Source organism: Pseudomonadota bacterium, from assembly GCA_039024915.1.
GTDB lineage: Bacteria > Pseudomonadota > Alphaproteobacteria > Rhizobiales > MH13 > MH13.
Map to the genome: position 1 here is coordinate 1 of JBCCPK010000009.1, position 14,570 is coordinate 14,570.

Here is a 14,570-nt window from a genome sequence, read left to right on the forward strand (position 1 = left end):
CGGTGATGGCAACGACAATCTCAATGGCGGCGGGGGCATCGATGTGCTGTCGGGTAATGCCGGCAACGATGTTATGGCGGGCGGTGCCGACAATGACACGCTGAACGGTGGCGGCGGCAACGACCGGCTGTTCGGTGGGGCTGGCGATGACATCTCTCGCGGCCAGGCAGGCGATGATTTCATCTCGTCGGGCTCAGGCAACGACACCCTCGAAGGCGGGGCTGATAATGACAGCCTGTTTGGCGGCTTCGGTATGGACACACTGCTCGGCGAGGCGGGCAATGACTTCCTTCAGGCAGGCGCCAGCAACGACTCGCTGTTCGGTGGGTCGGGCAATGACACGCTTGAAGGGCGCGAGGACAACGACCTTCTCAATGGCGGTACCGGCAATGACACGCTCATCGGTGGCACAGGTGCGGATACGTTTGTGTTCGCTTCGGGCTTCGGCAACGACACGGTCACGGACTTTCAGGACAATATCGATCAGCTCGACCTGACCGACTTCAACTTCGCGACCGTCAATGGCGCGCTGTCATTCGCCAGTGAGGTGGCTGGCGACGTTGTCTTTACCTTCGGTGCCAGCACCTTCACGATCGAGAACACCACCGAAGCACAGCTCGCAAATGATATCCTGATCTAAGGCTGATAAGCTCTATGAGCGAGCGCAGAATGCTCTCGCTCATCCCATTGGGGACTGCAGGCTTCACTGGTCCCGAGTTGTTCCCGTAACAGCGTGTTCAAGACGAGAGTTAGTACCCTTCGATAGAGCGTTGGGTCGTGCGATAACAAGCTATCGTCTGTTGTCGACGTATCGCCAGAGATATCCCTTTGGAAGGGGCCCCTTGTTGCGCCCGCCCTGCTCGGTTTGCTCCCACGCATGGGCGAGAATGCCGACCCCGCGTGAGAGGCAGAACAGACCCCGTGCGAGCGGTGCGGGGAACCCGAGTTCCGCGTATATGACTGCCGTTGCGCCATCGATGTTCATCGGTACCGGTTTTCCGCTTTCGGCTAAATAGCCCTCAACCTGCGCCGCAGCTTGACGCATATGCCCATCGACATGGCCGTCGCGTACGGCGCATTCAACAAGGTCCATAAGCCTTGGGGCGCGTGGGTCCCGGGTATGAAACCTGTGCCCGAAGCCGGGGAGGTATTTTCCGCGCCGCGTTTTCCAGTCGTCGATCGTTCTTCGAACCGAAGCCGGCTCCGTTCCAGCTTCGTGGATGAGTTGGAATAGTTCAACAGCTTGCTCGCCTGCCCCGCCGTGCACATCCCCCAACATGTTGAGACCCGTCGCCATTGCATTATTGAGGCCCACCCCGCAGGTAGCCGCCATGCGCGCAGCAGCGATCGATGGTGCTTGTGGCCCGTGGTCGACGGCGGCCGTCAGTGCGGCTTCCAGCAAGACTGCCTGACCGGAAGTTGGCAGATCGCCGCGAACCATCAGCCAGATCATCTGGGCGAAGGAAACCGAGCCGATCAGCTCCTCAATCGGCCGGCCACGGATCTCAATGACATTTGGCTCCATCCGAATGATGGCCGTTTGCCACCATTCCTCCGCCTCGGCGCGGCTCGCTGAAATGCTCATACAATCCCTTGGTCTGCCAACTTTGCTTGGTCCGTTTTGCTGTACCCTAACTCATCAAGCAATTCGGCCGTATTTGCCCCCAAGTGCGGTGGGGGTGATGGCGCCTTCAGTGCTTGGCCGTCTAGCTTGACTGCGGCTCCCACAAGCTGCAACTCCTCACCGTCAAGCGCATAGGTTTGCAGCAAACCCCGCTGAGCAATTTGGGGATGCGCAAGGGCGCTCTGCACACTCAGCACATGCCCAGCCGGCACGCCAGCGGTGTTGAACGCATCAATCCAATCGTCAGCGCCCTTTTCAGTCAGCGCTTGCTCAAGCAAACCTGTGAGCTCTGCTCGATTGGCAAGCCGATCTGCGCGCTTGGCGAAACGCGCATCCGCCGCAATCTCTGGGCGTCCGACAACAGCGCAGACCGCCTCAAACTGTTCCTGTTTGTTGGCAGCAATGTTGATCGGCGCGTCAGCGGTCGCGAACGTGCCGGACGGGCTGGCAGTGAAATTATCATTGCCCATCAATTGTGGTGGCTGGCCCGCCACCAGATGGTTGGAAACGACCCAACCCATTGTTGCTATAACGGACTCGAGCATCGACACGTCAATAAAGCGCCCGCGCCTTTCAGCGGGTTCGGCGAGCGCTGCAGCTACCGCGAAAGCGGCAGTCATGCCACCGATTGTATCGGCCATCGGATAGCCCACGCGATTTGGCACGGTTTGTCGGTTGCCGGTGATCGCCATGACGCCAGCCATGCCTTGTATGATCTGATCATAGGCGGGTTGTCGCGCGAGTGGCCCGTCTTGTCCGAAGCCAGATATGGCGCAGTAGATCAGGCTTGGTTGTACGGCTTTGAGCGCTTGGTAGCCAACACCAAGCCGGTTCATCACCCCAGGCCTGAAATTCTCGACGACCACATCGGCGGTTGCAACCAATCGCTTTAGCAATTCAACGCCTTCTGGTTCTTTGAGGTTGACTGTGATTGAGCGTTTGCCAGGATTTTGCGCCAAGAATGAAACACCCATAAGTGCCTCGTTGCGGTCGCCATCCGCACCCAGTTGTCGAGCAAGGTCTCCGCTCTTGGGCACTTCAACCTTGATCACGTCGGCTCCCATATGGACCAGCTGATGACAGCAGAACGGTCCCGCCAGGACGTTGGTCAGATCAAGCACACGGATGCCATTTAAAGGCAGGCTCATGGCATAAACCTCGAGTTTCTTACCGCAATGGCTGCAATCATGATTGCGGCTTACGGCTTGGCATACGCCACATCACGCCCAAAGCGAAACACTGGATCCTGCTGTTGCACGCACCGATTGCGACCGCCGGTTATGGACGTTGAAAACGCGGCTCCTGAAGGAGGTCACGAGAAGGTTTACCTTGGCGTCCGTCAAGGCTAGCTGAGCCGCGTGACGGTTTGCGAAGCGATGGTTCATGCTGTAAGCAAATTGGAAAAGCCGGGGCGATCACCCGACGGCGTTATCATACCTGCTAAGCCACTTCGGAGTGTATGCGTATGAACAGCAATCCGCTCGCAGATGCATTCAAATCCCTGCGTAGCACGCTGTGGTCTGTTGGCCTTGTCAGCGCCGTCACCAACCTGCTGATGCTGACCGGTCCGATCTTCATGCTACAGATCTACGACCGGGTCCTGGCAAGCCGAAGTGTGCCCACTCTTCTCGTTCTAACCGGTTTGGTCATTGCGCTGTACACCTTCATGGGGCTGTTCGAAGTCATTCGGGCACGTATGCTGCACCGCGCCGGCGAAAAAATCGATGCGGACGTCAACAAGGCCGCGGTTGGTGTTTCGCTTGATCTTCCACGCGCGCAGCCGGCGCAGCAGGGACGCATAGTGCCTGTGCGGGACCTTGACCAGATCAGGCAATTCTTTGCCGGTATGGGACCGATTGCCGTTTTCGATCTACCTTGGCTGCCGCTCTATTTGGGCGTCGTGTTTCTGTTTCATCCTTGGCTTGGATGGCTTGCAAGTGCTGGCGCTCTGGTTCTTCTGCTGATCACACTGATGGGTGAGTGGGTCTTGAAGAAGCCTTTGGAGCAGTCCGCGGGGCTCGCAGCGCAGCGCGATCACGTGCTCAAAGAAGGTGAGTCGGCAAGTCAAACGCTTTATGCGCTGGGGATGCAAAAGCGCTACGCAGATCGCTGGTCGGACCGGCACGGATCACTTTTGGGGATCCAGAGAAATGTGGGTGACCACACCACCGTCGTTCGGTCGACGACCAAAGTCTTCCGGCTGTTTCTTCAGTCTGCTGTGCTCGCTTTGGGCGCTTACCTCGTAATTCTCCAGGAAATAACGCCAGGTGTTATGATTGCTGCATCGATCATCTCCGCGCGGGCCTTGGCTCCGATGGAGCAAGCCATCGGTCAGTGGCGCCCATTTCTTGGTGCGCGGCAAGCATTCCGCAGGCTGAACGCGTTTCTTGATGCTGTTGCGAAAGTGGACGAAGAACGCGTGCCGCTTCCCGCACCGAAGCAAAGCCTGACCGTTGCACAACTGGCTATCGCCGCACCCGGGGGACAAACACCTCTTGTACGTCATGCGGACTTCGGCATCGATGCGGGAGAAGTTTTGGGGGTCATCGGACCATCGGGCTCCGGCAAGTCAACCCTGGGGCGGGCACTTGTTGGCATATGGCCTCCAGTTCGAGGTTCCGTTCGACTGGATGGTGCCGAACTCGATCAATGGGACGCGGAGACGCGGGGTGCTTTCGTTGGCTACCTGCCGCAGGATGTGGATCTGTTCAGCGGCTCCGTCGCCGAAAACATCGCCCGGTTCGAAGCAGATATGGATATGGATGCTGTCATCGATGCGGCCCGTATTGCGGGTATTCATGATTTTGTCTTGTCGCTGCCTGATGGTTACAACACCATGCTGGGCGTCGATGCAGTACAGCTTTCCGCGGGGCAGACGCAGCGGGTCGGGCTCGCCCGCGCCGTCTACGGCGACCCCTTTCTTGTTGTCCTTGACGAACCGAATGCCAATCTCGATTCGCAAGGCGATCAAGCCCTCAACAATGCAATCGAACAGCTTAAGCAACGCGGCACGGTCTGTGTGATTATCGCACACCGTCCAAGTGCCATCCTTCATGCTGACAAGGTCGTTGTCATGAGTAACGGAGCTCAAGCCTCTTTCGGGCCAAAGGATGAAGTCTTGAAAGGCAATGTAGTCCCAATAGGAGGTGCAGCATGACGAAAAAGACGCCTGCTGCACCGAAGGCTAAAATCGCCCAAGCGCCGTCAATCCAGAAGTCCATCCGTGGTTATGGGCTTGCGGCGGCCATCGCCATGGTGCTGCTGGTTGGGGGGATTGGCGGCTGGGCTGCCAATGCTCAGATTTCCGGTGCGGTCTATGCCATCGGCGAGCTTATTCTCGATGGCCGTAGCCACGAGGTTCAGCATCGCGATGGTGGTATTGTGCTCGAGATGCGCGTCCGTGATGGAGATTTGGTGCAGGCCGGCGATCCGCTTTTCTCGATGGACCCGGCCGAACTAGAAGCGTCGTTTGCCATTGTCGATAACCAGATTGTCGAGCGTCTGGCGCGCCGGGCAAGGCTGGACGCAGAACTTTCAGCTGACGGAGAGCTCGTTTTCCCCGACGCGCTCATGGATCGATTCGATGAGCCCTTTGTTGCGCAGCTTATGCGCCAGGAGGCAGAGAATCTGCACGCGCGTGCCACCACAATCGACGGCCAGACCAATCAGTTGCGTGAACGCATCCGACAGACAAACGGTCAAATTGTCGGGCTGCGCGCGCAGGTTGAGGCCAAACGCGAGGAGCTGCGTTTGATTGCCGAGGAGCGCGAGAGCCTTGATGTTCTGTTCGGACAAGGGCTCGTTGAAAGCTCGCGTGTTCTCGCCTTAGACCGCACCAAAGCAAGACTGGCGGGCGAAGAGGGCGCGTTGGTCGCCTCCATCGGTCAGGCCGGCGCGGAAATTTCTCAGATCGAAATGCAGATTTTGCAGATCCGAAATGACTTTCGCACACGCGCGTTGGAAGAGCTGACCACTGTGCGCAGCGAGCTCGCCCAGCTGAACGAGCAGCTTTCAGATGTGCGCGCCCGGCTGGGGCGTCTTGACGTTCGAGCACCTCTCGCTGGCGTAGTACACGAACTTGCGCTCACGTCGCCTGGCGCATTGGTCGCTGCGGAACGAACGGTGCTGAAGCTGGTCCCCGTGCAAAACAGGTTGATCGTCGAGGCGCGCATTCAGCCGCAAGATATCGACCAGATCCGCGTCGGCGACGAAGCGACGTTGCGTTTTTCCGCGTTCAACCAAAGAACAACACCGGAGATCTTCGGCACCGTGACCCACTTAAGCGCCGATCGCTCTGATGATCAGCAGACCGGCGCATCGTGGTACACGGCGCGGCTCCAGGTTAATGATGAGGAAAAGCAGCGCCTTGGCGACGACCTTAGCCTGATCCCCGGTATGCCCGTAGATGTCTTCATGCAGACCGAACAGCGCACAGTTTTATCCTATCTTATGAAGCCGCTGACCGATCATCTGCAGCGCGCTTTCATAGAGGACTGAAACCGGGCAAGACTTTTCAGACGCTTACGTCCCTTAGCCTTGGTGAGAATGGCAGATAATGACAGTCGAAACAGTTCGCGCTGAAGGCGCCCCTCCCGCGGTCGGTCCTTACAGCCACGCAGCAAAGCTTGATGGCGTGTTATACATCTCAGGCTGCCTCGCACTTGATGAAACGGGCACCTTTCTTGGCGGTGACGCGGCGGCGCAAGCCAAGCAGGCGCTCTCGAACCTTGGAACGGTTCTGGGTTCTCAAGGGCTAGGCCCCGCTGATGTTGCAAAGGCGGTGGTCTTCCTCACAGACATGGCCGATTTTGCCGCCGTCAACGCCGTCTACGCGGAGTTTTTCGGGGATCATAAACCGGCGCGCTCTTGTATTGCGGTGGCCGCATTGCCACTCGGCGCGGTGGTTGAAATAGAGGCTGTCGCAGGCCCTGTTGCTTAGCAACTCGGTGCTGGTCGCCGGGTCATCTGGATCATGATCTGCTTGGCCGGTCGGGTCGTCATCCGAGCGACCGGCCGGACGCGGTCCGCATCGGCAACTTCAATGTCGTATCCTCGTACCAGACGCGCCAAAAACAGCGTGCTTTCGATAGTTGCGAACGCCGCACCCGAACACAATCGGGCACCCTGACCGAAGGGTATATAGCTTCCTGCGGTCTGCTCGCTGTCCCGCGGGGGTAGAAAGCGGTCAGGGTCAAAATGGTCGGGCTGTTCCCAGTAGAGTTGATGCCGGTGCAGCACCCATGGCGCGATCATGACAAGCGCACCACGCTTGATTTTGCGTCCGGCCACAATGGTCGGCTCAAGTGCCACACGCGGCAGGAATGTGATGGGCGGATACAGCCGTAACGTCTCCCGGAACATTGCCCGCGTGAAGGTGAGCTTTTTGAGCTGCTCGATGCTGATCGGCCCGTCGCCCGCAATCGCCTCGACCTCTGCACGCATGCGCGCGCGCGTTGGCTCGTGCATTGCCAGCAGGTAGACCGCCCACGTCAGAGCGCTGGCGGTCGTTTCATGCCCGGCCAGAAAGAACACACCCAACTGGTCAATCAGCTCTTCTCTGGTAAACCGTTCGCCCGAGTCCGGATCTTGCGCCGCAATGACGGCCGTCGCGATGTCATCATAATGACCTTCCGGCGCGTTCAGGTGATCGTCTATCCACGTACCAAGATGGCCGCGTATGCGCGCACATGCTGCAAGGACGTCCGGCTTCTGGGGCACCTTTGTCCAAGCTTTGTCCCAAATGAGCCGCAGCACTTCAACCTGCGCGACAGACCGTTCAAAGACAGCGAAATCATCGAACACCTGATGTGCAATTTCGCTTTGAAGGGACGACGAAAAGACCGTTCGGCAAATAATGTCTGCCGCCAGATGACCCATCGCCTTGTCAAGCGAAAGCGGACGGCCCTTCTCGATGGCGGCATCGAATTGCGCTTCGGCTTCGTCAACGCCAGCACTCATAGCGGGAAATGCCTGGTTGATGCGAAGGGCTGTGAAGGCGGGGTCGACCATCGCGCGCTGCCGCCGCCAGGTCGTGCCCGACGAGGTGAAGATCGAATCACCGATCAGTGCCTCTGTCGCATTGACCATCAGATCGGACTTCGGAAAGCAGTCGGTTTGTTCGCTGAGCACCTGCCGCACGGCGGATGGTTCGTTGACGATCACAATTGAACGCCTCGAGTATCCCAGCGGCCCAATGGGATCGCGATAGGCCGTGTTGGGTAGGAGGCTTAGCAGATCGCCGTCGCCTTGCCTTAGAACCCGTATCAACGACACGACCGCCGGCAGCGAGACCGGCCGCGGGGGAATGTAGACGCGAGGATCGGGGCTGATGGGCGCTGCGTGGTGCATGGGGGCTCTCTTTTGATCAGCCCAAAAGAGCATATCGCTGCTAGCTTTGACACTCAAAAGTGTCGCATACTATTGACATGAGCCTGCTGTCTCATCCTGCGCCGCCTGTTCCAACGGAAACTGTTTTCGGTATTCCGTCGATTGATGTGTTTCACGCGCTGGTCTGGGGCCACATCCTGTTCGGTGCTGCGGGCTTGATTGCGTTCTGGGTTCCAGTGGCCGGTAAGAAGGGTGGCAAGTGGCACATTTGGGTGGGCCGGTTCTTCACTGTGGCCATGTTGGCGACGGCGGGTTTCGCGACGCTGATAAGCTTGACGACGCTCTATGATCCCGCCGGAACTCATCCGCATTTGATGGTCCATCCAGATTTCGGGAGCGAGACCGTCATCTCCGATATTTTTGGCTGGATGATGCTCTATCTGGCTATCCTGACGCTTAACTTAGCCTGGTACGGCTGGACGACAGTTAAAAATAAAGCGAACCGTGCGGCCAATCGAACGCCTTTGAACCTGTTTCTCCAAGCGGCGCTGCTCGTTGCCGCAATCAATTGCGCCTGGCTCGGTTTGGTAGACGGTCAAGTGCTTATGATCGGCATCTCCACCATCGGCTTTGCGACCGTCGCGACCAACATGTGGTTCTTGTATAAGCCGAACGTTGATCCTCGCGACTGGCTGCGCGAGCATCTCAAGGCTTTGGTTGGAACAGGCATATCCGTTTACACCGCGTTCTTCGCCTTCGGCGCTGTCAGGCTTTTGCCCGAGGCTGCACTCACGCCCGCACTGTGGTCGGTACCGTTGATTGTGGGCTTATCGATTATCTTCTACCAGTGGTACAAACTTCGCTCGCCACGCCGACCACGAAAGCCAAGACCTGTCCAACCTGCAGAGTAGAGCTGAGGTGGGAACGAACCGTATGCCTGCGCAGCTTTGGCGTCCCACAGCGTTGCTGGAGAAGGTTCAGGCGAGCGCAAGAAACAATGCCGAGCTGTGCGAAACGGTCTTGCAAGCGCACGGTGTAAGCTGCGGCCGAGGTAATCTGGTCCTTGAAGCCGGTGGCGAACCCCCTCCTTATTTTCCAGCTTTGGTGACGCTTCAACCAGACGTTCGCGGCGCGGTCTCGGCACACATTCGCAAACGGTTGAAAAAAGGCGCTCACCTCCCTGCGATCAAGGACAGCTTTGGCGACACTGCATATACATCTCTTGGAATGAGTGTCCTCTTTGAAGCCTCGTGGATTTGGCGTGAGAGCGTCGAGGCCCGCTTTCCGGCTAATTGGCGGATCGTGCGAGACCATGATGAGCTGGCAGCTTGGCATACCGCTTGGCGCAAGGGTGGCTCGCCGACCGATGAGACTGTGTATCCGGCCGCACTGCTAAGTGAGCCGAAGCTCCATTTCATAGCGTGTTGGAACGGCTCGGAGATCGAAGCTGGTTGCTTGTTGAGCCATTCCGAAGACGTGGTTGGTTTGTCCAACTTCTTCTGCGTATCTGATACGGACGCTGCGTTTGCTGACGCGTCACAAGTCGCTTCTGCTTTGTATCCAAGCCTCCCGATTGCCGGTTATGAGGCGGGCGAAATGCTCGCTGCGTCGACGAGCGCTGGGTTCACCGCTCTGCATCGTTTGCGTGTACTGGTGGCGCGGTAGAGTTGGGCGATGGATTGAGTGCCGTTGAGTCCGTCAGCGCCGGATAGCCCCTCACTGTCTTTTCCAGGCTTTTAGAGCTTTGTCCGAGGAGCTGGTCGCCGGTTGCCCATCCTGGGAACCAGCGTCAAGAGAAACCCGATCCCGGCGAAAGCCACGCTCAGGAACGCTATGTTGGTTGCGACTATGAGCCATCCAATCTGCGGAACATCGAGGAACGGATAGGGGTAGAAGCCCGACCGTGATGAGCGAACGAGATAGTAGGCGGTGTAGAGTAGCGGCCAACTGATCCAAACGATGGGGGCTGTGGGTGATAGTCGCGGTTTTGGGGCGAACAGGAACCACCATGACAAGGTGGCGAGGGGTATGAGCGTGTGAAGGCTCTGGTTCGCCAAGTGTGCAAACCCGGATAGGCTGACCAAATGGGACAGAGCGATATGGTACACCAGACCGACCATCACACTCGACACGGTTAGGGCAATCAGGAGGCTTGGTGAAACTGACATCCCGAACGCTATCGTTACCATGGCGGCCAGGATCAAGGCTGTGGTGAGGATGGTGAAGAAATGGGCGAGAAACCAGATACCACCAATGAACCCGCCATGATCGGCGGCACTGACTGTGATGGCAAGAAAAAGAGTTGCCGCGGTAAGCGACGCAAGGAGCCCAGCGCAAATGCGAGCAAGCGGCATCAATGGTCAAGCGATCCAAGCACGGTCAAACGTTTAGGCGACGGTCGCGCACGTGCAGCGTGTTTGCGTTACGCAAAAACGCTCGCATCGGGCACGAGCTTATCCATCACCTTGGCAGATGGCAGTACGCCCGGCACCCCAGCGCCGGGATGCGTGCCAGCACCGACGAGGAATAGGTTCTTGGCTTCCGGGGAGCGATTATGCGGCCGGAACCACGCACTTTGAAACAGTTTGGGTTCGATCGAGAAGGCCGCACCATTGATTGACGATAACCGGTCTTGAAAGTCTTGAGGCGTCAGAATGCGCTGGGTGACGATGCTGTCGCTTAACCCTGGCAGAACCGTTTCCTCCAAGCGTTTCTCTATTGCTTTTCGGTAGGGCTCGGCCTCGACACTCCAGTCTGTTCCACTTTGCAGATTGGGGACCGGCGACAGCACGTAAAAGCTATCGCAGCCTTCGGGCGCGAGGGAAGGATCATTTGCCGTTGGCCTGTGCAGGTACAATGAGAAATCCTTAGCCAGCACCTTGCGCTTGAAGATGTCGTTCAGCAGCTCCTCATAGCGGGGTCCAAGCACCATCGTATGGTGTTGGCATTCCTCGAAGCGGCGATTGGTTCCAAAATACCAAACGAACAGGCTCATTGAGAAATCACGCCTTGCGATTTTTGCATCTGTCCACGTCTTACGCGGGTGATGGCGCATGAGGTGGGAATACGTGCGTGCCGCATCCGCGTTAGACACCACGATCGATGCCGGGATGACTTCACCGCTCTCTAAAACCACGCCGTTGGCCGTCCCATCTTCAACGCGTATGCGATCGACTGGCGCATCGCAGATGACTTCACCACCCTGGCTTTCGATCAGATCAACGAGACCGCGAACCAGTGCCCCGGTTCCACCCATCGCGTAGTGGACGCCGAACTTACGTTCCAGATGAGCGATCAGGCAGTAGTAGGCGGTCGTCGTCAGGGGGTTTCCGCCGATGAGCAACGGGTGAAACGAGAAAACAATCCGCAATGCAGGGTCCTGGAAGTACTCCGATACCGTTCCGAAAACCGACTTGTAGCCGCCAAGACGGATAAGGTCGGGCGCACACTTGGCCGTGAACCAAAGGCTGTGAAAAGGGACGTCGACCAGCTCGTCGAACGCCACGCTGTAGATCGCCTCACTAACTTTCTTGAAGCGTTCATACCCTTGAACATCTCCCAGGCTGAACCTCTCAACTTCGGCACGCATAGCGTCATCATCGCCGCTGTAACGAAATACGCGGCCATCATCGAAGCGTATATCGTAGAACGGATTGGATGCACGCAAATCGATATGATCCTCAAAACGTTTTCCACACAGCTCCCAAAGCTCCGACAAGAAAAACGGGGCGGTTATGATCGTGGGCCCGGCGTCGAAGGTGAAACCATCTTGCTTGTAGGTGTAGGCACGTCCGCCGGGTTTATCGAGCGCTTCAAAAACCGTAACCTTGTAACCTCTCGCTCCCAACCTTACCGCGGCAGCCAGCCCGCCAAAGCCTGAACCTATAACAACTGCCCGCGGCCGCGGGTCGTGAGACCTGTCAAGCATATGGACCCTCTTGTATGTCAGATTTATTTGACGTTATCAGGTAGGGTGGGTGGCGGCAATGGACACCGTAAAGGGAACTTTCCGCTGAAAAAAGTTGGGCGGCCAGCTCGGCTGAGAGGATGTTTCAATGGCGGGTACCGTCCTGCTGACGCTTGGACGTTTGCCAAAAGGCTTGGATATCGCGCGCAGCTTTGACGCGCTCGGTTGGCGCGTAATTGTAGCAGAACCATTCGATTGGAACCTGTGCGCGCTGTCAAAGTCGGTTTCGAAAAGCTATGCGGTTCCCGCGCCGAACACCGACATCGATGGCTATTACGATGCAATGCGCGACATCGTTCGCCGCGAGCACATTGATCTGATTGTTCCGATCTCCGAGGAGACCCTTCACGTTTCTGCCTTGAAGGGGCAGCTGCCCGACAAGCCGAAGATCTTCTGCGGCAACCACGATGCACTGCTGAAACTCCACGACAAACTGGCATTTGCGACTTCTCTGCAAGATACCGGTTTGCGAGCGCCACTAACGGCTACGCTGACAAGCCCTGAGGCCCTGGCGATTGCAGAGGCAGGCGGCTATATCGTCAAAGACCGCTTCGGCGCTTCTGGATCGCGCATTCAGTTCCTTAAGCAGGGCGACGCATTGCCGAAAGACCGTCCGAACGCCATTGTCCAAGAGCGGTTATTGGGTCGCGAGATCAGCACTTTTTCCATTGTTCATGCCGGTAAGGTTTCGCAAACGGTGGTCTACGAGCCCGTTATCCGCGATGGAACTGTCGCCACGGTCTTTCAGCGCATTGTCGATACTGACCCCGACGCCCGTGGCGCTTGCGAGCTCGCCGCGTCGGTGGCAGCGACGTCCGGACATACTGGTTTCCTATCATTCGACCTTATGGCGACCGGTCCCGGTGAGGTGGTTGCCTTTGAGTGTAACCCGCGCGCGAACTCCGGTATTCACTTTATTGAGACGGCAGCGATCGCACCAGCGATTAAGTCAGCAGGCGAACCGGTGCCTCTACGCAAGAGTACGAGGCTTCAGCAGGCTTACCCAACGCTGACCTTACTTTGGGGGTCTTTGGGCCGTTGGAGCCGCTATCGGCAGGTTGGCAAGGCTTTGCTGACAACGCGCGATGTCAGCTGGGGCTGGCGCGACCCACTTCCCTTCATTCTCATGACGCCAGCTACTTGGCCGCTTATCAAGCAGTCGATTTTCCAGGGTCGCAGTCTGGGTGAGGCCGCGATTGCCGATATTGGCTGGTTCGGAGAGCCTTCTAATCCTGTGAAGGCCACAGTATGAAAAGTAATGGGAAAAAATCCCACAAAATGGATTTTCTGGTGAACCAAAACGTTGGCGTAGCGTATTTTCGCCATGCACTTCGGCAAGAAGCCTCGCAGACTTGTTAGAGCTATGGAAAAAAGCATGCGTTTGTTCATCCTTCTCACGACCCTGTTGACCCTCGTACCCGCCATCATCGTTGGAATGGCTGGCGATGCTGAGGCGTCTGGTTTCACGGCACAAGAAATCCGCTCCGACATTATCGGTCACCGCGTTTACCTTGCTGCCCCTTTCGGCGGTGAGTTTCCGCTTAACTACCGCTCTGGCGGTCAAGTAGACGGCGATGGAACCGCAACGGGCTTCGTGGGACGAATGGCGCAACCTAAAGATACGGGGCGTTGGTGGATCGATGGAAATCGGCTCTGCCAGCAATTTCGCGAGTGGTACAACGGCTCGCCAATGTGTTTCGAACTGACCCGTACAGGCGACAGAACGTTACGCTGGGTGCGCGATAACGGCGAGAGCGGGACAGCCCGCATCGGCGGTCGTATTTAGCCTGGAATACGTTTGGGACACGTCAGCCATTGGTAACGGAGGCGTGAGCATGATCAATCGGCGGATCGTTCTAGCTGCTCTCCCACTCTCACTTGCCGGTTGTGCTACGCGGCCCACGGGGCCGGTCACGAACACTTTGCCTATAACACTCGTGGACGCATTCCGCGGTCAAACCGTTGGAAGGGGTTTGTTTTCTGTTCCAATCGCGGGGGTAGAGCGCGGGTTCGACGCACGCCTTGACGGTCGTATTTCAGGCAACACACTCACAGTTGTTGAAGACTTCTTTTTTGACGATGGCGAGACTGACCGGCTGACATGGGTGTTTACGCGGACCGGCCCATTCGAGTGGAGCGGGGTCCGCGATGATACGGTCGGCCGGGCGACCGTCGTGGAGACAGGAACCGAAATTCGCCTCGACTACACGGCCGATGTTGTGTCGCGCGGCGAGACCACTCGTTTGGGATTCTCTGACATCATATACCGCCGCGCCGATGGGGTGGTCATTAACGAAGCGGTCGTGACGAGGTTTGGTTTTCCCATCGGCACAGTCCGCTTTGAATTGCGCCCTGCCTAGGCGGCTGACAGAGGCTGGAATTGCTCAGTTTGGTTCCGGGCATGTCAACAGACTGGGCGTACTGGGTGACGTGAGGCTCTGTGATCGTTACCGAACCGCCTGTTCGCGGTAAAATCCCACAATAAACTGGACTTTCCGTGTGGTGATCCGCGCGTGCAAGAAATGGGATGCTAAGCACCGTTTTCCACCCGTTGCGGGCTGCAAATGCGTCGTCTGTCCTCGACTTGTCTGCACAACACATCTTTGCTGATTTAAATGGTCTTCTCGCGGGATGGGGGCAGCGGACAGTCTG

At 57.5% G+C, this 14,570-nt stretch carries 14 protein-coding genes; 9 read left to right on the top strand and 5 right to left on the bottom strand.

Annotated features, from left to right (window positions below):
• A partial coding sequence (locus tag AAF739_16070) for a calcium-binding protein (GenBank protein ID MEM6384190.1) occupies positions 1–640 on the top strand: 640 nt, incomplete at its 5' end.
• A 150-nt stretch (positions 641–790) separates the two neighbouring features.
• Here the strand turns inward: AAF739_16070 and AAF739_16075 are convergent.
• Positions 791–1,585, bottom strand: coding sequence for a citryl-CoA lyase (locus AAF739_16075; protein MEM6384191.1), 795 nt, complete (start codon positions 1,583–1,585; stop codon positions 791–793).
• The gene (locus AAF739_16080) at positions 1,582–2,772 is read right to left on the bottom strand and encodes a CaiB/BaiF CoA-transferase family protein (GenBank protein ID MEM6384192.1); all 1,191 of its coding nucleotides are present in this window, start codon (positions 2,770–2,772) and stop codon (positions 1,582–1,584) included. Before AAF739_16080 ends, AAF739_16075 begins: the two co-directional genes overlap by 4 nt.
• A gap of 317 nt (positions 2,773–3,089) precedes the next feature.
• Here AAF739_16080 and AAF739_16085 point away from each other — a divergent pair, with 317 nt between their 5' ends.
• Genes AAF739_16085 through AAF739_16095 form a run of 3 tightly spaced genes read left to right on the top strand, consistent with a single transcriptional unit; the run spans position 3,090 to position 6,563 of the window.
• On the top strand, positions 3,090–4,781 hold the full coding sequence (locus tag AAF739_16085; protein ID MEM6384193.1) for a type I secretion system permease/ATPase: 1,692 nt from the start codon (positions 3,090–3,092) through the stop codon (positions 4,779–4,781).
• Entirely contained in the window at positions 4,778–6,121 is a 1,344-nt protein-coding gene (locus AAF739_16090; protein MEM6384194.1) for an HlyD family type I secretion periplasmic adaptor subunit, read from the top strand. The genes AAF739_16085 and AAF739_16090 overlap by 4 nt, the downstream gene beginning before the upstream one ends.
• A gap of 58 nt (positions 6,122–6,179) precedes the next feature.
• Entirely contained in the window at positions 6,180–6,563 is a 384-nt protein-coding gene (locus tag AAF739_16095) for a Rid family detoxifying hydrolase (protein ID MEM6384195.1), read from the top strand.
• Here AAF739_16095 and AAF739_16100 read toward each other — a convergent pair.
• On the bottom strand, positions 6,560–7,972 hold the full coding sequence (locus tag AAF739_16100) for a cytochrome P450 (GenBank protein MEM6384196.1): 1,413 nt from the start codon (positions 7,970–7,972) through the stop codon (positions 6,560–6,562). The genes AAF739_16095 and AAF739_16100 overlap by 4 nt on opposite strands.
• Positions 7,973–8,049: 77 nt before the next feature.
• On the opposite strand from AAF739_16100, the gene AAF739_16105 reads away from it, so the two are divergent.
• Together AAF739_16105 and AAF739_16110 are read left to right on the top strand one after the other, a co-directional pair.
• Entirely contained in the window at positions 8,050–8,862 is an 813-nt protein-coding gene (locus tag AAF739_16105; protein ID MEM6384197.1) for a hypothetical protein, read from the top strand.
• 22 nt (positions 8,863–8,884) lie between these two features.
• Positions 8,885–9,616 (top strand): hypothetical protein, encoded by a 732-nt coding sequence (locus AAF739_16110; GenBank protein MEM6384198.1) that lies wholly within the window; start codon positions 8,885–8,887, stop codon positions 9,614–9,616.
• Between the two features lie 71 nt (positions 9,617–9,687).
• Here the strand turns inward: AAF739_16110 and AAF739_16115 are convergent, their stop codons facing one another.
• Both AAF739_16115 and AAF739_16120 read right to left on the bottom strand, forming a co-directional pair.
• Positions 9,688–10,305, bottom strand: a complete 618-nt coding sequence (locus tag AAF739_16115; GenBank protein ID MEM6384199.1) for a Pr6Pr family membrane protein — start codon at positions 10,303–10,305, stop codon at positions 9,688–9,690.
• Between the two features lie 68 nt (positions 10,306–10,373).
• Positions 10,374–11,879 (bottom strand): phytoene desaturase, encoded by a 1,506-nt coding sequence (locus tag AAF739_16120; protein ID MEM6384200.1) that lies wholly within the window; start codon positions 11,877–11,879, stop codon positions 10,374–10,376.
• Between the two features lie 127 nt (positions 11,880–12,006).
• Here AAF739_16120 and AAF739_16125 point away from each other — a divergent pair, with 127 nt between their 5' ends.
• From AAF739_16125 to AAF739_16135, 3 genes are all read left to right on the top strand, one after another.
• Positions 12,007–13,170: an ATP-grasp domain-containing protein gene (locus AAF739_16125; protein ID MEM6384201.1), complete on the top strand. Its 1,164-nt coding sequence runs from the start codon at positions 12,007–12,009 to the stop codon at positions 13,168–13,170.
• 123 nt (positions 13,171–13,293) lie between these two features.
• A complete protein-coding gene (locus AAF739_16130; GenBank protein MEM6384202.1) occupies positions 13,294–13,704 on the top strand; it encodes a hypothetical protein in 411 nt (136 codons plus the stop codon).
• Positions 13,705–13,753: 49 nt separating this feature from the next.
• On the top strand, positions 13,754–14,278 hold the full coding sequence (locus tag AAF739_16135) for a DUF3833 family protein (protein ID MEM6384203.1): 525 nt from the start codon (positions 13,754–13,756) through the stop codon (positions 14,276–14,278).
• The last annotated feature ends 292 nt before the right edge of the window (positions 14,279–14,570 follow it).